The organism is Tropicimonas sp. IMCC34011 (assembly GCF_003390865.1).
Classification (GTDB): domain Bacteria; phylum Pseudomonadota; class Alphaproteobacteria; order Rhodobacterales; family Rhodobacteraceae; genus Tropicimonas_B.
The window spans coordinates 455127-475793 of sequence record NZ_QMEJ01000002.1 but is presented as its reverse complement, the minus strand read 5'-3'; the positions used below and the strand labels follow the sequence as shown (position 1 = coordinate 475793).

Below are 20667 nucleotides of genomic sequence, written 5' to 3'. Positions count from 1 at the left end.
CGAAAACGCGAAACCGCCCGTCAGGTCCTCCTGGCGGGCGGTTTGCCGTTTGGGGGCCTGCGAGAGAGAAGGGGGCCGGACGCCCGAAAGCGCCGCTGCCATTTGCAGGCGCGGTGCCGGTAGAGCATCGAAAAGGGGAGTAAAATGCAGGCTTCTGTTGCCAGGTGCCTGCGAACCCCGCCTGCCCTTGCTAGAGGACAGGGCTTAAGTTTCGGTCTTGTTACTGCTTACGCAGCAACGGCGACCGGAGCACGGTTGTCATTGGCAACTATCATGCTTGGACCGATAACGGTGGTACCTCACCGAGCAAAAGCTGACCTCTTTAGACGTCCGTCGATCCTAATTTCGGCCCCATGATCCCGCCAATGTGGATATTTGGTGGAGCCGCCGGGTACCGCCCCCGGGTCCGAACCGCTTATTACAGGCGCGTTTATTGCCATAGTCCCCGAAGGGACGAGACAGAAATAGTCGCTCGTCCCGCATCCTTCAAGCGGGGAAACGGTCTGCATTCGCAGGATTTAGGTGAGAGCGCCTCTACCAGCGCAGGACGACGGAGCCCCAGGCGAGACCGCCGCCGATTGCTTCCATCACCACGAGGTCGCCGGGCTTGAACCGCCCCTGCGACGCGCCCACCGAGAGCGCGAGAGGGATGGAGGCGGCGGACGTGTTGCCGTGGTCCTGAACGGTAAGGATCACCCGGTCCATGCCGAGGCCCATCTTCTTCGCCGTTGCCTCGATGATGCGCGAATTCGCCTGGTGGGGCACGATCCAGGCCACGTCCGCGCTTGTCAGGCCGACCTTGTCCAGGGCCGAGTGGGCCGTGGCCGCGAGCTTCTCCACCGCATGGCGGAAGACCTCGCGTCCCTGCATCTTCAGAACGCCGCTGGTGCCCGTGGATGTGCCGCCATTGACGTAGAGGATGTCCCTGTGGCGGCCGTCCGAATGCAGGTCGGTGGCGAGGATGCCGCGATCGGCGGATGTTCCCGCGCCTTCCTCGGCTTCAAGCACAACCGCGCCGGCACCGTCGCCAAAGAGGACGCAGGTCGCGCGATCTTCGAAGTCCAGGATTCGGGAGAATGTCTCGGCGCCGATCACGAGGATGCGGCGGGCGGTGCCGGCCCTGATCAGGGCGTCCGCATTGGCCATCGCGAAGACGAATCCGGCACAGACCGCCTGGATGTCGAACGCGAATCCCGTCAGTAGACCCAGCTCGGCCTGCACCATGGTGGCGACGGAGGGGAAGGTGAGGTCCGGCGTCGAGGTGGCGACGATCAGCGCGTCAATCTCGGTAGCCTCGATCCCTGCATCCGCCAGGGCCGCGCGCGCGGCGCGGGAGGCGAGGTCCGCCGTCGTCTGGCCCTCGGCGGCGAAGTGACGCCGCTCGATGCCGGAGCGGGACCGGATCCATTCGTCGGACGTCTCGAGGCTGGCCTCGAACTCGGAGTTGGGAACCACGCGCTCCGGCAGGTAATGGCCCACGCCCTTGAGGACGGCGCGGATCTGCCGCGTCTCGCCCGTGGTCTGTCGGTGGGCGGCCGCCCCGGCGTCAGGCATCTGTCGCACTCCGGTCCTGGGTGTCTGTATCGGCCTCGCCCAGCTCGGATAGCCTGGCGGCGAGGCGGTCGTTGAACCGGGTTTCGGACAGCTTGAACGCCAGCTTGATGGCGGATGACACGCCGGTCGCGTCTGACGAGCCGTGGCTCTTCACCACCGTTCCGTTCAGCCCAAGGAACACCCCGCCATTGTTCCGCCGCGGATCGATCCGCTTGGACAGGCGCCGAAGCGAGGTCATCGCTAGAAGCGCGGCGATTCGGGAGAGGGGGGTGTGCTTGAACGCTTCGGTGAGGAACGTCCGGATCAGGCTTGCCGTGCCCTCGGCTGTCTTGAGCGCAACGTTGCCGGTGAAGCCGTCGGTGACGATCACGTCGACCTCGCCACCTGGGATATCGCCGCCCTCGACGAAGCCGTGGAAGTCGAAATCGGCCCGCTTCGAGGCAGTCTCGATCAGGTCGTAGGCGATCTTCAATTCCGCCCGACCCTTGTGCTCCTCGGTGCCGACGTTGAGGAGGCCGATGCGCGGACGCTCGATCCCGAGCCCGTCGCGGGCATAGGCGGAGCCCATCAGGGCGTATTGCATCAGGTCGCGCTGATCGGCGCGGATATCCGCGCCGACGTCGAGCATGACGCTGAACCCGTTCGCGTTCAGGGAGGGCCAGAGGCAGGCGATGGCGGGGCGGTCGACGCCCGGCAGCTTGCGCAGGCGAACCATGGAGATTGCCATGAGCGCGCCGGTATTGCCGCAGCTTACCGCGACCGCGGCCTCGCCGTTGCGGACGCTCTCGATGGTCGACCACATGGACGTCCCCTTGCCGCGCCGCATGACGTGACTGGGCTTCTCGTCCATGGTGACGACGTCGCCGGCATCGCGGATCACGCAGCGCTCGGTGAGCTTGCGCTTTGCCACGAGCGGCTCCAGATCGGCCTTCGGGCCGTGCAGGATGAACCCGATATCCGGGTTCTTCGCCGCCGATTCAGCCATGCCTGCGACGACGGCTTCCGCTCCGCGGTCGCCGCCCATCGCATCGACTGAAATCACGATTCGGCCGGACAGGGCCGCCGGAACGCCGGCGCTGTCCTGCACCTCGAGGTCGGAGGTCATGTCCGCTCCCGGAATGGCCGGGATCAGGCCGCGTCTTCGTCGATATCGACTTCGTCCGCGGCGGCAACGACTTCACGGTCGTTGTAGTGCCCGCAGGCGCCACAGACGTGATGCGGGCGCTTCAGCTCACCGCAGTTCGGGCACTCCGCCGGGTTCCCCGGAACCAGAGAATCGTGGGCGCGACGCATGTTGCGGCGCGATTTCGTGACTTTGTTCTGAGGGACGGCCATGTCTCAACCCCGAATAATTCGGCCGAAGCGGGCCCGGTGCGCACCTTGCGTCACCGCCGTCCAACGGCTCATCGCGTTTCTCGTATCGGCGCCTCATACGCCCGGTCTCCCCGGCAATCAAGCGGGGAGCCGTCTCAAAAGAGGCCGCACCATAGCGTTTTTACGCTGCGGCGCAAGACAAAGCCCGAGAAGGGGGCTCAGTGCGGCCCTCCGCTACCCGATTCTCCGCCCCCCTCCCGGAGCGCCTTGAGGGCCGCGAACGGACGCGCATCCTCGTCGCGCATCGGCTCCACGCCCGGCGCGGCGAATACGGCTTCTCCAAGTTCGGCCCCTTCGGCGCGGGGGAATTCGGGAAGCGCAAGATCGAGCGCCTCGCCGAGGACGTCGGACAAGTCGAGCATGGCGGGCAGGGGCTCCGCCGTATCGTCCTGCGGCATCTCGACCTCGGATTCCTCCGGCTCGGACCAGTCCTCGACATAACGGCGCACCACCTTTTCCGAGACCACGGTCTCGACCGGTGCTCCCGTCACCACGCATGCCTGTACCGCACGCGCCGTGAGCGTCGCCTCCAGGCGCCAGTCGCGCCTCGCCGCCGGGATCAGCTGTCCCTCGAGCCGCGCCGAGGTCACGGCCTCGATCTTCAGGCGCTCCCGGATCGCCTCGAGGCCGGCCTCGTCAGGGGCGTAGCTTACCTTGTGCGCATCCCGCCGCGGCAGGGATGACAGGCGCATAACCGCATCGTTTGCTCTATCCTCGCTCATGCCGGACCTTCCTTTCTTGATCCCGAAACTTGCCCTGATATAAGCCCTCCATAGCCGCGGCCCGCAAGGAGCCGGGGAATAATGTGGACATCGGCTCCAGAGAGGGGCCGGGCCACGCGGGGGCGTGAGGGCGTGGATGGGCCGAGTGAGCAAGCTGGTACGCGGTATTCGGACAGTCGCCCTGGCCGGCGGACTTGGCGTGATGGCGGCTTGTCAGCCGATCTACAACAATCATGGCTACACGCCGTCTGATGCGGATCTTGCACAGATCCAGGTCGGCCGGGACACGCGCGAGACGGTCGCCGCCCAGATCGGCAGCCCCTCCGCCACCGGCGCGATCGGCGAACAGGGCTACTATTACGTCTCGAAGCGCGTCCGGTCCTACGGCTACCGTGCCCCCGAGGTGATCCAGCGCGAGGTCGTGGCGATCTCCTTCAGCGAGGCCGGCACCGTGTCCAACGTCGAGCGCTTCGGCCTCGAGGACGGCAACATGGTCGCGCTGTCCCGTCGCGTCACGGACAGCAACATCGAGAATGTCGGCTTCCTGCGCCAGCTCGTGGGCTCCATCGGCAACTTCACTGCCGACAATCTCCTCGGCAATTAAGGGAAGGGGCGCGTCAGCCGGCGCCCCCCCTTCAACTTTCCTGAGCATACCCCGTGGGGGCCGTGTCCGCGGTCTCAGTCTGTCTTCGGCCTGAACTCGAGCGCGACGCCGTTGATGCAGTAGCGCAGGCCCGTGGGCCGCGGCCCGTCGGGGAAGACATGGCCGAGATGCCCTTCGCAGCGATTGCAGTGCACCTCGGTGCGCTTCATGAACAGGCTGCGATCGACGCGCTCGCCGACGAGATCCGAATCCTTCGGCGCATAGAAACTGGGCCAGCCGGTGCCGCTGTCGAACTTGGTCTCCGAATCGAAGAGCGGCGCCGCGCATCCGGCGCAGACGAAGACGCCCGGCTCTTTCGGGAAATCGTCATGGGTGAAGGCGCGCTCGGTGCCGTGCTTGCGCATCACCTTGTACCCCATGTCCCCGAGCTGGGCGCGCCACTCCTCGTCCGACTTCTCGACCTTCTGAATTTCGGTGCTCTCCGCCATCGTCTCCCGCTTTCCCGCGACTTCGGGGTCCGGCCCCGGCGCGAACTGTCTTGTTGATGCATCGTCTCTTGCCCATAGGTAGGAAATCCTGCGGAGCTTCCAAGCGGAGGGGAGCGGTCATGCTCGAGCTAGGGGAAGGGCGCTACGTCGCCCGTCCGGCCACGACCTCCTCGGATCTCTCCGCCTGCCTTGCCCTGCGGGCCGCGGCGTTCCGGGGCGGCGCGCCGGACGAGGATGCCTTCGACGGCGCGTCTCGCCACGTCATGGTCGAGGACCGCCGGACCGGGGAAGCCGCCTGCACCTTTCGTCTCGCGTTCTATCGCGGGGATGGGATCGCGCGGAGCTATTCCGGCCTGCGCTACGACCTGTCCCGTCTTGCAGGGTTTCCCGGCGTCCTTCTCGAACTCGGCCGGTTCTGCATCCGCGGTGGCGCGCCGGATGCGGACATCCTGCGTCTGGCCCTGGCTGCGCTGACGCGCGAAGTGGATGCCGCCGGTGTCACGCTCCTGTTCGGATGCAGCTCCTTTCCGGGGACCGACCCGGCCGACCACGCCCCCGCCCTCGGATACCTTGCGGGGCGGCCTCCAGCGCCGCCGGACTGGGCGCCCGGCATCGGGACATCCGGCACGGTGCCGCTCGCCCGCTTCGCCCCGGACGCGCCTCAGCGCCGCGGGCTACTTGCCCTTCCGCCGCTTCTGCGCAGCTATCTGGGCCTCGGCGGCTGGACCTCCGATCACGCCGTGATCGACAGGGATCTCGGCACCACGCATGTCTTCACCGGCGTTGAGATCGCCCGTATTCCGCCGGCCCGCGCCCGAGCGCTCCGTCTCGTCGCGGACGCGGCTCAGGGCGCTTGACGCGTTGCCAAGAGGCGCAGATCCATGGCCTGGGTGGAGGATGACGCCGCCAGCGGAGCGGTCCCTAGCAGGAAGCGCATCGCCCGCGCGGTGACGCGGAGGGCCTCGCCGCCGTGCGCATCGCGCCACATTTTCGTCCGGAACGCATGGTGAAACCCCGGCGGTATCAATGAATTCGCCGGGACGTTCCATGCCCACCGCCGCCAAGCTCGTCGCCGCAATAGGCTTTGCCCTGATGGCCTACATGGCCTCCGAGGCGTTCAAGCCTTTGCTGCCGGAGGGGACGAGGGTGCATCTTCTGTCGCCCCTCAACGCGGGCATCGGGGCGCTCTCGGGGTGGCTCGTGATGGGCCGCCTTGCGGGGCGTGGGTACCGAGAGGCGGTGTCTTCGGGATTGAGAACGGCGGCCGTCGCGGTGTTCTACATCCTGACCGGGTGGGCCGCCTACGAGATGATCCGCAAGTCCATGCGACTGCTTTACGACGGGCCCATGGAGGCGCTTGTTGCGATGATGGGCATGATCGGCGAATACGCCGTCATGGCGGCGACGGATCCGCGGACGGCGCTGATCGTCGTCGGAGGCGGCGTCGTTGCCGCTTGTCTTTCGGAATGGGCTGCACGCAATCTTGGCTGATCGAACGATGTACTTCCTCGCCGGACCGCTCTCGGATCCGGGCCTCCTGCACTCCGTGACCGGCGACCGGCCCCGCCTTCGGCCCGGGCGCCTCGACGGGTTCGGAACAGCGGGTCCGGACGAGGAGAGCGGTGGCCCCGTCTGCCTGCGACGCGCGGATGGCAGCGTGGGGGGCGTTCTGGCGGAGCTCACGGGCGATGCCGCGCAACGTCTTGCCACGTACGTCGCACTTTTCGGGGCGGAGTTTCGGGAGTTGCGCGTGGGCGGGGAGGCTGCGCTGGCTCCCCTGAACGAGGAAGCGCCCTTGCGCTCGCATGACGCGACGTCCTGGGCGCGTCGGCTCGGCCCCATCGCGCCCCTTGCCGCCGAGGAGGCACTGGCGGCTCTTGCTGCCGGCGTGCCCGCAGACGTCGTCAGTGGGCGCTACGCCAAGCTGATGGTCCGCGCGCAGGCCCGCGCCAATGCCCGGAACGGGACGCCGCCAGCGACGACGCGCCGCGCGCGGAGCCAAGGCGATCTCGTGATCGAAGGCTGGCGGCAGCCCTACGCGAACTTCTTCGCCGTCGAGGAATACGACATCGATCACGTCCGCTTCGACGGGACCCGCAGCGGTCGCCTCGAACGGGCGGTCTTCGTGTCGGGGGACGCAGTCACTGTCCTGCCTTACGATCCGGCCCGCGATCGGGTCCTCCTCGTGGAACAGATCCGCCTCGGCCCCCTCGGGCGCGGCGATCCCAACCCGTGGACGCTGGAGCCCATCGCCGGACGTCTCGACGGCGGCGAGACCCCCGGGACGACGGCCCGCCGGGAGGCCGAAGAGGAGGCCGGCCTTGCGCTCACCGAGCTCATCCCGTGCGGGCGCTACTATCCGTCGCCGGGGGCGAAGTCCGAATTCGTCTATTCCTACATCGGCCTTGCCGACCTGCCGGATGGCGCCGGGGGCCTCGGCGGCGCGGCCGAGGAGGCGGAAGACATTCGCGCCCACGTTCTGTCCTTCGACCGCCTGATGTCCCTCATCGAGAGCGGGGAAGCCCAGACCGGGCCGCTGATCATCTCGGCGCTCCGGCTCGCGGCGCTCCGGCCGTTGCTGCGGAGTTGACTCCCGTCCGCCCGATTGTAGCTGTGGGACGCGACAGAGGAGCGACGCCCATGCAGATCAGACAGAACCTTGCCGATGCGGTGGGGAACACCCCGCTCATCCGGCTGAACGGCCCCAGCGAGGCCACGGGCTGCGAAATCTACGGCAAGGCGGAGTTCCTCAATCCCGGACAGTCCGTGAAGGATCGCGCCGCCCTCTGGATCATCAGGGACGCCGTGGCCAAGGGCCAGCTGAAGCCCGGCGGTACCATCGTCGAGGGGACGGCGGGGAATACCGGCATCGGCCTTGCCCTCGTCGGCGCGTCCATGGGGTTCCGCACCGTGATCGTGATCCCCGAGACGCAGAGCCAGGAAAAGAAGGACATGATCCGCCTAGCCGGCGCTCAGCTCGTGGAAGTCCCGGCGGTGCCCTACAAGAACCCGGACAATTACGTGAAGTATTCGGGCCGCCTCGCCGAAGAACTTGCGAAGACGCTTCCCGAGGGCGCGATCTGGGCCAACCAGTTCGACAATACTGCCAACCGCGAGGCCCATATCGACGGAACCGGCCCCGAGATCTGGGCGCAGACCGACGGCAAGGTCGACGGTTTCATCTGTGCCGTCGGCACGGGCGGAACGCTTGCGGGCGTCGGCATGGCGCTGCAGCCCAAAGGCGTGAAGATCGGTCTCGCCGATCCGGGCGGCTCCGCGATGTATTCGATCTACCGCACCGGTGAGGCGGACGCCTCCGGCAGTTCGATCACCGAGGGGATCGGGCAGGGCAGGGTGACCGCCAATCTCGAAGGCTTCACCCCCGATTTCCTCGCCAAGATCGAGGATGACGAGGCCCTGCGCGTCACCTTCGACCTTCTGAAGCACGAAGGTCTCTGCCTCGGTGGCTCGTCCGGGGTCAACGTTGCGGGCGCGATGGCGATGGCGCGGGACATGGGACCGGGTCACACCATCGTCACGGTCCTCTGCGACTACGGGACCCGCTACCAGTCGAAGGTCTGGAACCCCGGATTCCTGCGCGAGAAGGGCCTCCCCGTCCCCGATTGGCTGGAGAAGGACGCATCCGATCTGCCGCGCGTCTTTGCCGGCTGAATCGGGTTGCGCCCGCCCCGCGCCTCACGCTAAACCCCCGTCCAACGGAGAGGTGGCCGAGTGGTCGAAGGCGCACGCCTGGAAAGTGTGTAGGCGGGAAACCGTCTCCAGGGTTCGAATCCCTGTCTCTCCGCCATTTTCCCCAAGCGCCTAGAAACGCACGAGAAATCGTGTCGATGTCCAGCAAGCCGTTGTCCGTCATGGACCGCGCGAGCAAGGCATGAGGACATGCATAACTTGATCCGGCCACGCGGCACCGGAAACGGGCGTCGCGTTTCGCATGATCCCCCCGGCCGAGTTGATCGGCGGCGGACAAGGTCGCTGCCCGGACCAGACCATGTGTTGCCCCCAATCCCCATCGTCTGGCGATCGGGGGCACATCACTCTCACCACGGGTGATCAGTAGAGTTCCGGCACGCCTTTTGGCTTCATCGACGGCAGAACGATGACCGACGCTCCGTGCACGGCCCGTTCGTGCAAGTGGATCACATCCTGGTTCAGCATCCTGATGCAGCCGGACGACACCGCCTGACCAAGTTCTCTCGGAGAGGCATCTCCGTGGACACGGTACAGTGTGTCGACACCGTTCTGGAACAGGTAGAGAGCTCGGGCGCCCATCGGGTTGCCTTCACCAGGGTCCATTCCACCGTTTGCCACGGAGTAGGGCTCAAGGTCAGGCTGACGGGCGATCATCGTATCGGGCACGTTCCAGCGCGGCCATTTGCGGCAGAACTGAAGTCGCGCCGTACCCTCCCATGAAAAGCCTGCCGCACCCACGCTCACGCCGTAGCGTGTAGCCTTGTCCTGGCTTTCCACGAAATGCAGCATGGCCGCGTCCGGATCGACGATGATCGTACCTCTGGCATGTTCAGGCCACAGGTTTTCGACCTCCTGGCGCCAGTATTCCGGTGCAACTGAACCCTCGGGAATCGCGGGCACGGGGTAGGGTTCATCGGTGATGGCGCCATAGAAGTCTGGAAGCGGGGGGTATTGCGGTTCGGGCGGAACCGCACGCGTTGCGAGGTCGGTTTCGGGCCGGGCGCAGGCAGCCAGCCCCGCAGCCACCCCGAGGGCGGCGAAGGTGCGACGTGTGAGCATGGAACTTGTCCTTGTTTTCATGACGGAATCTGCGCATGGGGCGCGGGTTCGGTCACGAAAATCGGGGAGGTTCCGTTGGAGGTGTCCGGCCAAGATCGTCGCCAAGCCACTCGCTGTATCGGAAGTTGAGAGTCGTAGCGGCACGCTCGTGGGAATCTGCCGAGGTCGGCACGTTTGCCGCGAGGGCGGAACTACAGGGCGATTTCAGCAGGGAACCGAGACGGCATTTACGATGTGTCGGTGCTACTTGGTCGTTCGCTGCGACCGTCGTTCTGACCGAAAGGTCTCGTGCGCCGATCTTCGCCGAGGTCGCACTGAAGGCACCCCATGGCAGGAGCAACATGATCAAGATCGTGACAAGAACGGGCCTAATCCGGTGCATTCAGTCTTCTTCCAAGATCAACAGGCGGTCGCCAATCAAGATATTGCGAGGCGGATCACCAAAGCGACCCTGGCCAGAACGCTAACGCTGGCATGCGAGGAGGCAGCGCTCGGGCCAGCGTCCAGACATCGGGGGGGTATCATCAACGCCGGTCACTCCATCGAAACCGCCCTTAGCTCTGCCGATGATGGTCCTGTGGCAGCGGTGCGTGTCACAGACGCCGTCGGTGGTCACGATGCCGCGCTGCTCATCCTCCGAAACCCGCCGGCCGAACGGTTCTGCCACCTGCAGCAATGCTACGAGAGCGTGCTGGTCGAACAGGGTAAGCAATGGACCAACCGTGAGACGATGCCTGCCCGTTGATCGGGAGAATGCCGGTCGACGATATTGGACGGCCTGAGATCCTGATGTGCCTCTCTCCGATCAGGACCGAGACGCCTCGCTCAGAGGCTGCAAGCGGTTCCGGGCGTGGCGACGTCCCGGGGGCGTTCGATCCGGCGAGCCGCCGCCTGCCTCCGGGACATCGTGGACTGCTGTCACGCGCGATCCATCACGCGGACCAGGGCCGGGAAATAGGCATCGCCCAGCCCCGCCTCGCGTGCCTTCTCCATCCGTGCCCTTGCCAGTTCGGCGCCGTGGGCCCGGAACCCGGTCAGGCTGGCCAACTCGAGGGCGTAGCTGACGTCCTTGAGGGCATAGTCGGTCGGGAAGGCGCCAGCCGGGAAGACGTCGGGCAGCATGGCCTTCATGCCATGGTTGCGCAGGGCAAAACTGTCGGCCGATCCCTTGGACAGCGTGTCGAACAACAGGGCATCATCGACACCGGCGGCGCGCCCGAGGGAGAGCGCTTCGGACAGGGCCACCACGGTCTCGAACAGCACCATGTTGTTGAGGATCTTCACCACCTGTCCGCATCCGACAGGCCCACAATGGGTGATGTCGGTTGCCGCATGGGCCAGAAGGGGGTGGATGATTGCGACGTCCTCGTCCGAGCCGCCGACCATGATCGACAGGGTGCCGTCCTCGGCTGCCTGCCGCGTGCGGGCAACAGGGGCATCGGCAAAGCGCATTCCCTTTTCCTTGAGCGCCTCGGAGAGGTCCCGCGACAGGCCGACCGGAGAGGTGGACATGTCCACGACCAGAAGCCCGGCCCTGCCCGACGGCAGGATTTCGTCGCGAACCACTTTCTCGACCTGAGCGCCGCCGGGCAGCGACAGAAAGAGAATGTCCACTTCGGCCGCCATCGCGGCCAGACTCTCGGCAGCGAGGGCGCCATGTTCGACCAGGCGGGCGACAGGCTCCGGGGAGAGATCGAAGACCTGCATCTGCGCGCGCGACCCCAGCAGGATGTTGCGACAGATCGGTTCGCCCATCACGCCGAGACCGGCAAAGCCGAGGGTCGCGGCTTCGGTGGAGGTGGTGGTGCTGGGGGTCATGCTTGCTCTCCTTGGGGAACGGGAATGGACAGGATCGAGGTGCCGCAAAGCGATCCGAGGAAGGCGCGCGTCTCGTCCCGGGAAAAGGCGATGGAAGCGATGTTGCCGAGGCGGCTCCGACCGGTGTCGTAGAAGTGCTCCCGGCCCATGCGGCCCTCGGTCAGCGCGCTCTCGACCCGGTCGACCAGGTCCGGGTCGCAGTCTTCCAGAACCAGCTCGGCCCTGCCGTCCGGCGCGACGCGCCACAGCCGGTTCGAGACGATGCAGGTGACCCATAGATTCCCGGCGCTGTCGAAGCGGATCCCGTCGGGGAAGTCTCCCCGGCCGAATTGCACCATGGTGCGGCGATTGCTCAGCCCGCCCGGCCCGAGGTCGAAGCGGGTGATGCGGCGTGAGAAGGTCTCGGAGATGACGAGGCCGGAGCCATCCGGCGTCAGTCGGCATTCGTTGGCAAAGCAGATGTCATCCGCCAGGATGCGCGCCGTGCCCTTCTCAACCATTACGATCAGACCGTCGGCGATTTTGTCCGAATAGGCCTTGAAGCGCGGTTGCTGGATGGTGCTGACGGTGATCCACATCCGGCCGGCGTCGTCGGTCATGACGAAGTTCGCCGCTGCGAGGGGGACGCCATCGGCCTCCATGACTTCGCAGGTCAGGCTCTGGTCTGCTCCGAGGCGCCAGATCCCGCCACCCTCTCCGATATTGGCGATCAGCGCGCTGCCGTCAGGCTGGGGCGCGATCCCGTTGGGCACCAGTTCAGCGCCGCCTGCCACCGCAGGCATGGGGCCCTCGGTCTGGACCTGACCGCCCGGGGAGATCCGGCTGATCCCGCGCGCCCGATGCGAGACAATTAGGCTACCGTCGCCAGTGACGTGAACCGATTCCGGGCGATCCAGTCCCTGGCCAATGCGCGCGACGTCATCCACCGAGAGAAGCGGCTTGCCTGCCGTGTCAGTCATGTTTTGAGGCTCCATGAAAACGGTTGGTATGTTCTGTTTCGGGCCGCGGCCGCATCGCCTTGGGAAGACAGGTTTGCCGCCGTTATCGAACTTTCCGGAAGATTAAACTTGCAATCTCGATCGATGACTCGCTACTTAATAGAACATGAGTTCTGCTAGGTGCAACAGGGAGGTGGACATGGCCGACCAGATAATCGCCAGCTTCATGCGCCTTCCTGCGCTCCTGATCGGCCATCCCGAGATTGCCCGGCGGGCGGATCGGGCCAGTATCGTGCTGCTGCTTGAGGCCGGGTCCCGAGGGGTGCGTCTGCAGATTGAAAAGGGCCGGGCGGAGGTGCTTACGGCCGAGGGCCCGATGCGGGGCTGGGATATTGCCCTGCGTGCCGCGCCAGAGGCCTGGGCTGATCACTGGCAGGCCGTTCCCGCGCCGGACGCCTTCGATATCCTCGGCATGGTCCGCTACGGGCGGATGCGGATCGAAGGCAATTTCGCGCCTCTCATGCGGCACTTGCAGGTGGTGAAGGACATCCTTGCGCTGCCGAGGGAAGCGGCATGAGCCCGCGTTTCGATCCCGTCACGGGGCGCTACCTGCGCCTCGACATCGGCGGCAGGCCGCATCGTCTCTATGTCGAGGAGGCGGGGCAGGGCATTCCACTGCTGTGCCTGCACACGGCCGGGGCGGACGGTCGGCAATATCGCGACCTGCTGCTGGACGAGGCCGTCACGGCGCGCTTTAGGGTGATCGCCTTCGACATGCCGTGGCATGGCAAGTCCAGTCCGCCGGACGGCTGGCAGGACGAGGAATACCGCCTGAGCACCGAGGCCTATGTGGGGATGATCCTGGATGTCTGCGCGGCGCTCGAGCTCGACCGCCCGGTGGTTCTTGGATGTTCGATCGGGGGGCGAATCGTGCTGCAGCTGGCCGCCGATCATCCCGAGAGGTTCCGGGGGCTGATCGGAGCCCAGGGCGCCGCATGGCAGGATCCCTGGTACGACACCGACTGGCTGCACCGTCCCGACGTACATGGCGGAGAGGTGTGCGCCGCGCTGATTTCCGGCCTGATCGCGCCGGGCGGTCCCCCGGCGGACAGGCACGAGACGCTCTGGCACTACATGCAGGGCGGTCCGGGGGTCTTCAAAGGCGACCTGTGGTTCTACCGCGTCGACGGCGATCTGCGGGACACCATCGCACGGATAGACACCGCATGCTGCCCGCTCTGGCTGATGGCAGGGGAATACGATTTCTCCTGCCGCCCGGAGGACATGATCGCCACCGCGGACGCCATTCCGGGCTGCCAGGCGGTGGTAATGGAACGGCTGGGGCATTTTCCGATGAGCGAAAACTACGGGCAGTTCGCCCGCAGCCTGACCCCGATCCTCGAGGAGATATCGGGGCCGGTTCCAAGGGCGCAGGACGCCCGGGTGAGCCACGAAACGTGAAGAGAAACGGGAGGAGACTTAACATGAAACGTACGACAATTCTCGCGGCGGCTTCGGCGCTTGCGATGGTCGCGACAGGCGCAGTTGCGCAGGAGACCCTGAAGATCGGGGCGCTCGTCACCATGTCCGGCGCCGGCGCGAGCTGGGGCAACGGCATGAAGCGCGCGGCCGAGCTGGCCGCCGAGGACGTCAACGAGGCCGGTGGCCTCGAGGTCGGTGACACCACGTACCAGGTCGAGATCATCGCCTACGACGACAGCTACAAGGCCAACGAGGCGGTGACCGCCGCCAACCGTCTCGTCTTCGAGGACGAGGTCAAATACATCATCGGCACCGTCGGCTCGGCGCCGATCCTGGCGATCCAGCCGATCACCGAGGAAAACGGCGTCATCACCATGACGCTGGGGTTCACCGCCCAGGCGCTCGGGGCAGACAAGAAATACACCTTCCGCCCCAATCCGACCACGGCAGAGGTGGCCCAGCCGCAGATCGACTGGATCGTGCGCACCCAGGACGTGAAGACTGTCGGGGCGCTCTTCCCCAAGGACGAGACCGGCGAGGCCATCGCGAAAGACCTGGGCAGCGCCTACGAGCAGGCAGGCGCGACCCTTGCCGCAACCGAGTTCTTCGAGCGTGACCGCGTCGACTTCATTCCGCTGCTGACCCGCATCATCGCCCAGGGCGTGGATGCGATCGAGCTTGACGGCAACTCTCCGGTCACGGCGGGTCAGATCGTGCAGCAGGCCCGGGATCTGGGCTTCGAAGGCGTGATCATCCGTACCGGTGGCCCCGCCACCCAGGAGATCGTCAACGTCGCCGGCGAGGCCGCGACGGAGGGGATGTTCGTCCACTCCGCCTTCGACCCCGGCGTGGCCAGCGCAAAGGCCTACGAGGAGCGCTACGTCGAGACCTACGACGAGCCGATGAACGGCTTCTCGCCCTTCTTCTACGACGGCACGAAAATGCTGTTCCAGGCGATGCAGGATGCCGGCACGGTCGAGGATACCGAAGCGGTCGCGACCGCCTACGAGAACATCTCCGACTACGAAGGCATCCTCGGCATGATGAACTGGACCGGGAGCGAGCGTTACGGGATCGCCCACCAGCTCGACAGTCCCTTCTACATCGCCCGGGTGACCGGCGGTGAGGAAGAGATCGTCGCCCGCTGCACCTCTGCCGGCTGCGAGTAAGCGCCCTGCAGCCGCGCGCCGGCACGGCGCGGCGCGCGGCCCCCTCAAGTATAAGGACCGGCATCCGTGAGCTTCCTCATCGCCCAGTCGCTGATCAACGGCGTGATCCTGGGAACCCTCTACCTTCTGATGGCGATCGGCTTCACGCTGGCCTTCGGCGTCATGCGCATCGTCAACTTCGCGCATGGCGAATTCTACATGATCGGCGCCTTCTGCGCGCTGATCGGCGTGACCTGGCTGGGGCTGCCCTATCCGGTGACCCTGGCACTCACCATCGTGTTTGCCATCCTCATGGGCGCGGTGGTCGAGCGATTGGTCTTCCGCCCCTTCCGCAATGACGAGCTGTCGGGGATGATCGCCTCGCTCGGGCTCGCGATGATCCTGCAGCACGGGGCGCTCATTCTCTTCGGGCCCGATCCGCAGGCCTTCCCGGCGATGGTCACCGGTGTGTTCAAGTGGGGCGCGCTGATCGTGCCGAAGTCGCGGGCCCTCGCGCTCGGCATCGGCATCGTGATCCTGCTGATCTTCTACCTGTTCCTGATGCACACCCGGCATGGACGGGCGCTGCGCGCCCTGGTCCAGGATCAGGAGGTCGCCGCGGTCTTCGGGGTGCGGCTGGAGATCATGTATCCGCTCGGCCTCGGCCTCGGCATCGCGCTGGCCGCGGTGGCAGGCGGCCTGATGGCGCCGCTCTTCGGGGTCTCTCCCTTCATCGGTGCGACGCCGCTCCTGAAAGCCTTCATCGTGGTGATCCTCGGCGGCCTGGGATCGATCCCGGGCGCTGCCCTCGCGGCGATCCTGCTGGGGCTGATCGAGAGCTTCACCTCGTCCTTCATCAGCGCTTCGGCCGCCGATATCGTAACCTTCGCGCTGGTCATCGGCGTGCTTCTGGTGCGGCCCGCCGGTCTTCTGGGGAGGGCCGAGGCATGAGCTCCGCAGTCACCCGCACAGCCTCCGGCCCGGGGGCGATGGCGCTGCTCTGGGCCGTGGCCCTGGTGGCGGTCGCACTGATCCCCTGGATTACCGGCAGTACCTTCCACTTCCATATCGCGATCATGGTTTGCATCTCGGCCATGGCGACGGGGGGGCTCGCCGTCACCGCCTGGGTCGGCCAGCTGTCACTCGCCCATGCGGCCTTCGCCGGGATCGGGGCCTATACCTCGGTCCTGCTCGTCACCCGGCTCGACCTGCCCGTCCTTCTGGGACTGCCGGCCGGCGCGCTGGTCGCGGGGGGCGTGGCCTTCGTGATCGGAGCCCCCTTGCTGCGGCTGCGCGGTGTCTACTTCGTGCTGATCACCTTCGCGCTGAATGAGCTGTTCCGCCTGATCATGCTGGAAATTCCCGAATATTCAGGCGGATCGAGCGGCATCGCGGGCATTCCCAAGCTCTCGATCTTCGGCGCGACCCTGTCGAGCTACGAGGCCGTCTATCCCTTCGCCCTGGTCTGTCTTGCGCTGGTCATGGGACTGCTCGTGCTGATCCGGAAAGGCCAGCTTGGCCGCCGTTTCGGCGCGGTCGAGGAGAACCTTGCCCTGGCCGAGGCTTCGGGCATCCCGACCGCGCGGACCCAGAACCTCGCGTTCACCATCGGCAGCGCGATCGCAGGATTCGCGGGAGCTTTCCTCGCGCATTACGTCGGCTTCATCTCGCCCGAGACCTTCGGGTTCCAGCTTTCGGTCTCCTACGTGATCATGCTGGTGACGGGCGGACGGCTGGCGCTCTGGGGCCCGCTTGTCGGCGCACTCTTCCTGACACCGCTGCCCGAGTTTCTGCGCGGCGCGGTCGAGTATCAGCACATCATCTACGGCGTGATCCTGATCGCGGTGCTGCGGTTCCTGCCGCAGGGCCTGGCGGGACTGCCGGCGCAGCTTTCACGCAAGGAAGGCCGGGCATGAGCACGCTTCTCGAAATCGGTGGCCTCACCAAGCGCTTCGGCGGTCTGTCGGCCCTGTCGGATGTCAGTTTCTCCGTGGCCGGGGACGCGATCACCGGCCTGATCGGCCCCAATGGCGCCGGCAAGACGACCTGCTTCAACCTGATCACCGGGACCTTCCCGGCGACCTCCGGCACCATCCGCTTCCGGGATCAGGACATCTCTGGGTTGCCGCCGCACCGCATTGTCGAACACGGGCTGGCGCGGACCTTCCAGGCCGCCACCACCTTCCCGAAAGTCAGCGTACGCGAGAACATCCTTCGCGGGGCGATGCTGCGTCATCCGCTCGGGCTGGGGACGATGCTGTTCGGCGGCGCGGCCGCCAGGCGCGCCGAGGAGGAGGCGCGGGGCAGGGTCGAGCATGTGATGGAGGCGCTGGATCTGACCGACCATGCCGACCGCGCGGCCGGAACGCTGGCATACGGCCATCAGAAACGCCTCGGCGTGGCGATCGGCCTGGCCACGCAGCCCGGGCTGCTGCTGCTGGACGAACCGGCCGCGGGGCTCAATCCCGACGAGGTGGATCGCTTCGGCTCCATGCTCAAGGAGATCCGCGCGAGCTTCGGGGTCTCGGTGCTGATCGTCGAGCACCACATGCGGCTGATCATGCGGGTCTGCGATCACCTGGTCGTTCTGGATCACGGCGAGAAGATCGCCGAGGGCGCACCGGCTCAGGTGCGCGACGATCCGAAAGTCATCGAAGCCTACCTTGGGGGCGACCATGCGCAGTGATCTTTCCGTCCGCAACCTCGTGGTGAACTACGGACCCGTGCGGGCTCTGCACGGCGTCAGCTTCGACGTGCCCGAGGGCCAGGTGGCCGCGCTGGTCGGCTCGAACGGGGCAGGCAAGAGCACGGTGCTGAAGTCGATCTGCGGCCTGCTGAAACCCGTCGAAGGCGAGATCCGCGTCGGCGACGAACTGCTACAGCCCCGCCCGGGCGATCCGCTGCGCCACGGCGTTGCGCTCTCGCCAGAGGGACGGCGGCTGTTCGGCCAGCTTTCGGTCGAGGAAAACCTGATCATGGGCTCCTACGCCGTGCGCGACAAGGCGGCGCGCCGCGAGATGATGGACCGGGTCTACGGCTACTTCCCGCGGCTGAAGGAACGGCGTCGGCAGATGGCCGGCTCGCTTTCGGGGGGGGAGCAGCAGATGTGCGCCATCGGCCGCGCGCTCATGGCGCTGCCGCGGGTCCTGCTGCTCGACGAACCCTCGCTGGGGATTGCGCCGATCATCGTCGCCGAGCTTGCCGTCATCATCGAGGAGATCAGCCGCGACATGTCCATGACCGTGCTGCTGGTCGAACAGAACGCCCAGATGGCCCTGTCGATCGCCGCCACCGGCGTGGTGCTGGAAACCGGCAGCGTCGTGCTGACCGGCACGGGGCGTGAACTTCTGGAAAGCCCGGAGGTCCGGGCTGCCTATCTTGGAACTTGAGGAAGATCAGAACATGTCGCTGCTCGCAAAGAAGGCCACGGTTCCTCCGGCTGATCAGGTGCAGGATCTGCTGATTGCCGGGCGAGCCGTGCCCGGAGACGGACCGCCGCTGCGTGTGGTGAACCCGGCAACGGGCGCGCTTCTCGGGCGCGTCGGAACCTCGACCCCGGCGCAGGTGGCCGAGGCGATCTCCGCCGGCCACGAGGCAGTGCGCCGGACCGGCTGGCCGCAGTTGCCGCCGCATGAGCGGGCGCGCATCCTGTCGCGCGCCGCCGACGAGATCGAGCGTCAGGCCGATCATCTCGCCGTCCTCCAGATGAGCGAGAATGGCAAGACGCGTAAGGAAAGCCATGCCCAGGCCATGTCGGCCGCCGGGATCTTCCGCTACTACGCCGCCGTCTGCGAATGCAGCGAAGAGGCGATGCCGCCGGCCCGCGGTGACTATTACACGATGCAGGTCTACGAGCCGGTGGGCGTGGTCGCCGCCCTGACCCCCTGGAACTCTCCGCTGACCATGGGGGCGCAGAAGATCGCGCCGGCCCTCGCGGCGGGCAATGCGGTGGTGCTGAAGGCCGCAGAGACCACGTCCTTCGTGACCCTGGCTTTGGGACAATGCGTCATCGAGGCCGGCCTGCCCGAGGGGCTGCTCTCGGTCATCGCCGGCGGGCGCGAGACCGCCGTGGCGCTGGTCGAGGATCCGGGTATCGGTTTGATCAGCTTCACCGGCGGCACCGCCACGGGGCAGAGCATCGCCCGCGGCGCGGCGGACCGGCTGGTGCCGATGATCCTGGAACTGGGAGGCAAGTCGCCGCATATCGTCTTCGCTGATGCCGACCTTGAGGCTGCGGCGAAATCGGTGGCGAGCGGGATCTTCGGCGGCACGGGCCAGTCCTGCGTCGCCGGATCGCGGCTCTTCGTCGAGGCCTCGGTGGCGGATCGCTTCCGCGCCCTGCTGATCGAGGCGGCCGGGGCGATGCGGCTCGGCCCGCCAAGCGATCCCTCCAGCGTGATCGGCCCGCTGTCGTCCTTCGCGCATCGCGACCGGGTCGAAAGCTTCGTGAAGGCCGGTGTCGCTGCGGGGGGCGAGATCCTCTACGGCGGTCAGCGCCCGGAGGGCGAGCTGTTCGCCGAGGGCGCCTATTTCCAGCCGACGATCATCGGCGGGCTCGATAACTCCGCCGCCATCGCGCAGGAAGAGATCTTCGGCCCGGTACTTTGCTTCATGACCTTCGAGGACGAGGCGGACCTGGTGGGCGCGGCCAACGACAGCGACTTCGGCCTCGCGGCGGGGATCTGGACCGAAAGCTATCGTCGCGCCTGGCGGGTGGCCCGCGCCCTCGAGGCCGGGACAGTCTGGATCAACACATATAAGCAGCTTTCCATCGCGGCCCCCTTCGGCGGCTTCAAGCTGTCCGGGCAGGGGCGGGAGAAGGGCCTTCAAGGGATGCGCGCCTACCAGCAGATGAAGAGCCTCTATTGGGCCGTCTGAGAGCCGGTGGCCGCGTCTCGATCTCGCGGTTTGATCAGGACGAATTGAGGCGTAATGCCAATTCCAACCAACGCATAGGTCGAGGTAGATGTGACAGCCCAGGACACGACACGTCCCGACAAGGATAAATCATCGCGCGGCGTTGCCGCGGTGGACCGAGCGCTCTCGATCATCGCGGCTCTCGAAGCCAGCACGATCCCGCGCAACCTCTCCGAGATCGCTCGTGCGACCGGGCTCTACAAGAGCACGATCCTGCGACTGATGGAGTCGTTGCAATCGGCCGGCTACGTGATCCGGATCGAGGACTCCAAGTATGCGCTGGGCCCGACGATCATGCAGCTTGGCCTGGCTTACGAGCGCAGCAACCCTCTGCGCCATCACATCCTGCCGGTCATGGAACGTCTTGTATCGATCGGAACGGAAAGCCCGTCTTTCCACGTGCGCCAGACCGAGACCGAGCGGCTGTGCCTGTTCAGGCTGGATTCGCATCATTCCACCCTCGACCGTGTGCATGTCGGGGACCGACTGCCGCTTTATCGAGGCGCGGCAGGCAAGATCCTGCGCGCGTTCGGTGATCCTCCAGAGCAGGGCAGCGATATGGATGAGATCCGGCAGGAGGGGCTCGCCATCTCGCTTGGAGAGAGGGACAAGCTGTGTGCCGGCATCGCCGCGCCTGTCTTTGCCGGATCGGAGCGCTTGCTGGGGGCCCTGTCCTTCTCCGGGCCGAGGGAGCGGTTCCGCGAAGAGGACATTGCGCGCATGCGGCCGCAGATGATGGATGCGGCGAAGGAGCTTTCCATCGGGCTGGGCGGATAGGCTAAAAACGATTCAGCGTGGCGACGTGATGTGTTCCGTGCAGCGAGGATGCCGTCTTCGCTGATCTTGAGTCGT

The 20667-nt window shown here is 66.3% G+C and carries 23 protein-coding genes, 1 tRNA gene and 1 other RNA gene; 16 read left to right on the top strand and 9 right to left on the bottom strand.

Going from position 1 to position 20667, the window contains the following annotated elements:
• Positions 1-143: 143 nt before the first annotated feature.
• The 5 genes from ssrA to DQG15_RS08620 form a co-directional block, all read right to left on the bottom strand.
• Positions 144-494: a transfer-messenger RNA gene (gene ssrA, locus DQG15_RS08640) on the bottom strand.
• 40 nt (positions 495-534) lie between these two features.
• On the bottom strand, positions 535-1554 hold the full coding sequence (locus tag DQG15_RS08635) for a beta-ketoacyl-ACP synthase III (RefSeq protein WP_116084441.1): 1020 nt from the start codon (positions 1552-1554) through the stop codon (positions 535-537).
• Positions 1547-2659 (bottom strand): phosphate acyltransferase PlsX, encoded by a 1113-nt coding sequence (gene plsX / locus DQG15_RS08630; RefSeq protein WP_116084440.1) that lies wholly within the window; start codon positions 2657-2659, stop codon positions 1547-1549. Before plsX ends, DQG15_RS08635 begins: the two co-directional genes overlap by 8 nt.
• A gap of 23 nt (positions 2660-2682) precedes the next feature.
• Positions 2683-2889 carry a 50S ribosomal protein L32 gene (gene rpmF, locus DQG15_RS08625; RefSeq protein WP_116084438.1) on the bottom strand — a complete coding sequence of 69 codons (207 nt, stop codon included), beginning with the start codon at positions 2887-2889 and terminating at the stop codon, positions 2683-2685.
• Positions 2890-3086: 197 nt separating this feature from the next.
• Complete coding sequence (locus tag DQG15_RS08620) at positions 3087-3650, bottom strand: DUF177 domain-containing protein (RefSeq protein ID WP_116084436.1); 564 nt, start codon at positions 3648-3650, stop codon at positions 3087-3089.
• A 136-nt stretch (positions 3651-3786) separates the two neighbouring features.
• On the opposite strand from DQG15_RS08620, the gene DQG15_RS08615 reads away from it, so the two are divergent.
• The gene (locus tag DQG15_RS08615) at positions 3787-4254 is read left to right on the top strand and encodes an outer membrane protein assembly factor BamE (RefSeq protein ID WP_116084435.1); all 468 of its coding nucleotides are present in this window, start codon (positions 3787-3789) and stop codon (positions 4252-4254) included.
• 74 nt (positions 4255-4328) lie between these two features.
• On the opposite strand, the gene msrB is transcribed toward DQG15_RS08615, so the two are convergent.
• Positions 4329-4742, bottom strand: a complete 414-nt coding sequence (gene msrB / locus DQG15_RS08610) for a peptide-methionine (R)-S-oxide reductase MsrB (RefSeq protein WP_116084433.1) — start codon at positions 4740-4742, stop codon at positions 4329-4331.
• A 119-nt stretch (positions 4743-4861) separates the two neighbouring features.
• Here msrB and DQG15_RS08605 point away from each other — a divergent pair, with 119 nt between their 5' ends.
• The 5 genes from DQG15_RS08605 to DQG15_RS08585 all read left to right on the top strand — a co-directional run bounded on the left by DQG15_RS08605 (position 4862) and on the right by DQG15_RS08585 (position 8550).
• Positions 4862-5599 (top strand): GNAT family N-acetyltransferase, encoded by a 738-nt coding sequence (locus DQG15_RS08605; RefSeq protein WP_116084432.1) that lies wholly within the window; start codon positions 4862-4864, stop codon positions 5597-5599.
• Between the two features lie 190 nt (positions 5600-5789).
• Positions 5790-6233 carry a TrgA family protein gene (locus tag DQG15_RS08600; RefSeq protein WP_116084430.1) on the top strand — a complete coding sequence of 148 codons (444 nt, stop codon included), beginning with the start codon at positions 5790-5792 and terminating at the stop codon, positions 6231-6233.
• Entirely contained in the window at positions 6226-7332 is a 1107-nt protein-coding gene (locus DQG15_RS08595) for an NUDIX domain-containing protein (RefSeq protein ID WP_157968942.1), read from the top strand. Before DQG15_RS08600 ends, DQG15_RS08595 begins: the two co-directional genes overlap by 8 nt.
• A 50-nt stretch (positions 7333-7382) precedes the next feature.
• A complete protein-coding gene (locus DQG15_RS08590; RefSeq protein WP_116084427.1) occupies positions 7383-8414 on the top strand; it encodes a cysteine synthase A in 1032 nt (343 codons plus the stop codon).
• Positions 8415-8460: 46 nt separating this feature from the next.
• A tRNA-Ser gene (locus DQG15_RS08585) sits at positions 8461-8550 on the top strand.
• Between the two features lie 263 nt (positions 8551-8813).
• Here DQG15_RS08585 and DQG15_RS08580 read toward each other — a convergent pair.
• Positions 8814-9512, bottom strand: coding sequence for a L,D-transpeptidase (locus tag DQG15_RS08580; RefSeq protein WP_116084425.1), 699 nt, complete (start codon positions 9510-9512; stop codon positions 8814-8816).
• Positions 9513-9888: 376 nt separating this feature from the next.
• Between DQG15_RS08580 and DQG15_RS18595 the strand changes: the two genes are divergently transcribed.
• Positions 9889-10257: a hypothetical protein gene (locus tag DQG15_RS18595; protein ID WP_116084424.1), complete on the top strand. Its 369-nt coding sequence runs from the start codon at positions 9889-9891 to the stop codon at positions 10255-10257.
• Positions 10258-10430: 173 nt separating this feature from the next.
• On the opposite strand, the gene DQG15_RS08570 is transcribed toward DQG15_RS18595, so the two are convergent.
• Positions 10431-11330, bottom strand: a complete 900-nt coding sequence (locus tag DQG15_RS08570) for an NAD(P)-dependent oxidoreductase (RefSeq protein WP_116084422.1) — start codon at positions 11328-11330, stop codon at positions 10431-10433.
• Complete coding sequence (locus tag DQG15_RS08565; protein WP_116084420.1) at positions 11327-12289, bottom strand: SMP-30/gluconolactonase/LRE family protein; 963 nt, start codon at positions 12287-12289, stop codon at positions 11327-11329. The genes DQG15_RS08570 and DQG15_RS08565 overlap by 4 nt, the downstream gene beginning before the upstream one ends.
• A gap of 178 nt (positions 12290-12467) precedes the next feature.
• Here DQG15_RS08565 and DQG15_RS08560 point away from each other — a divergent pair, with 178 nt between their 5' ends.
• From DQG15_RS08560 to DQG15_RS08520, 9 genes are all read left to right on the top strand, one after another.
• Positions 12468-12845 carry a hypothetical protein gene (locus tag DQG15_RS08560; RefSeq protein ID WP_116084418.1) on the top strand — a complete coding sequence of 126 codons (378 nt, stop codon included), beginning with the start codon at positions 12468-12470 and terminating at the stop codon, positions 12843-12845.
• Entirely contained in the window at positions 12842-13729 is an 888-nt protein-coding gene (locus DQG15_RS08555; protein ID WP_116084416.1) for an alpha/beta fold hydrolase, read from the top strand. The genes DQG15_RS08560 and DQG15_RS08555 overlap by 4 nt, the downstream gene beginning before the upstream one ends.
• Positions 13730-13752: 23 nt before the next feature.
• Positions 13753-14919 carry an ABC transporter substrate-binding protein gene (locus DQG15_RS08550; RefSeq protein WP_116084414.1) on the top strand — a complete coding sequence of 389 codons (1167 nt, stop codon included), beginning with the start codon at positions 13753-13755 and terminating at the stop codon, positions 14917-14919.
• A gap of 66 nt (positions 14920-14985) precedes the next feature.
• Positions 14986-15849: a branched-chain amino acid ABC transporter permease gene (locus DQG15_RS08545; RefSeq protein ID WP_116084413.1), complete on the top strand. Its 864-nt coding sequence runs from the start codon at positions 14986-14988 to the stop codon at positions 15847-15849.
• Positions 15846-16814 (top strand): branched-chain amino acid ABC transporter permease, encoded by a 969-nt coding sequence (locus DQG15_RS08540; protein WP_232830768.1) that lies wholly within the window; start codon positions 15846-15848, stop codon positions 16812-16814. Before DQG15_RS08545 ends, DQG15_RS08540 begins: the two co-directional genes overlap by 4 nt.
• The gene (locus DQG15_RS08535; RefSeq protein ID WP_116084411.1) at positions 16811-17584 is read left to right on the top strand and encodes an ABC transporter ATP-binding protein; all 774 of its coding nucleotides are present in this window, start codon (positions 16811-16813) and stop codon (positions 17582-17584) included. Before DQG15_RS08540 ends, DQG15_RS08535 begins: the two co-directional genes overlap by 4 nt.
• Positions 17574-18287 carry an ABC transporter ATP-binding protein gene (locus DQG15_RS08530; RefSeq protein ID WP_116084409.1) on the top strand — a complete coding sequence of 238 codons (714 nt, stop codon included), beginning with the start codon at positions 17574-17576 and terminating at the stop codon, positions 18285-18287. Before DQG15_RS08535 ends, DQG15_RS08530 begins: the two co-directional genes overlap by 11 nt.
• A 13-nt stretch (positions 18288-18300) precedes the next feature.
• The gene (locus DQG15_RS08525; protein WP_116084408.1) at positions 18301-19776 is read left to right on the top strand and encodes an aldehyde dehydrogenase; all 1476 of its coding nucleotides are present in this window, start codon (positions 18301-18303) and stop codon (positions 19774-19776) included.
• Positions 19777-19926: 150 nt separating this feature from the next.
• Positions 19927-20592: an IclR family transcriptional regulator gene (locus DQG15_RS08520; RefSeq protein ID WP_116084406.1), complete on the top strand. Its 666-nt coding sequence runs from the start codon at positions 19927-19929 to the stop codon at positions 20590-20592.
• Positions 20593-20667 lie beyond the last annotated feature (75 nt).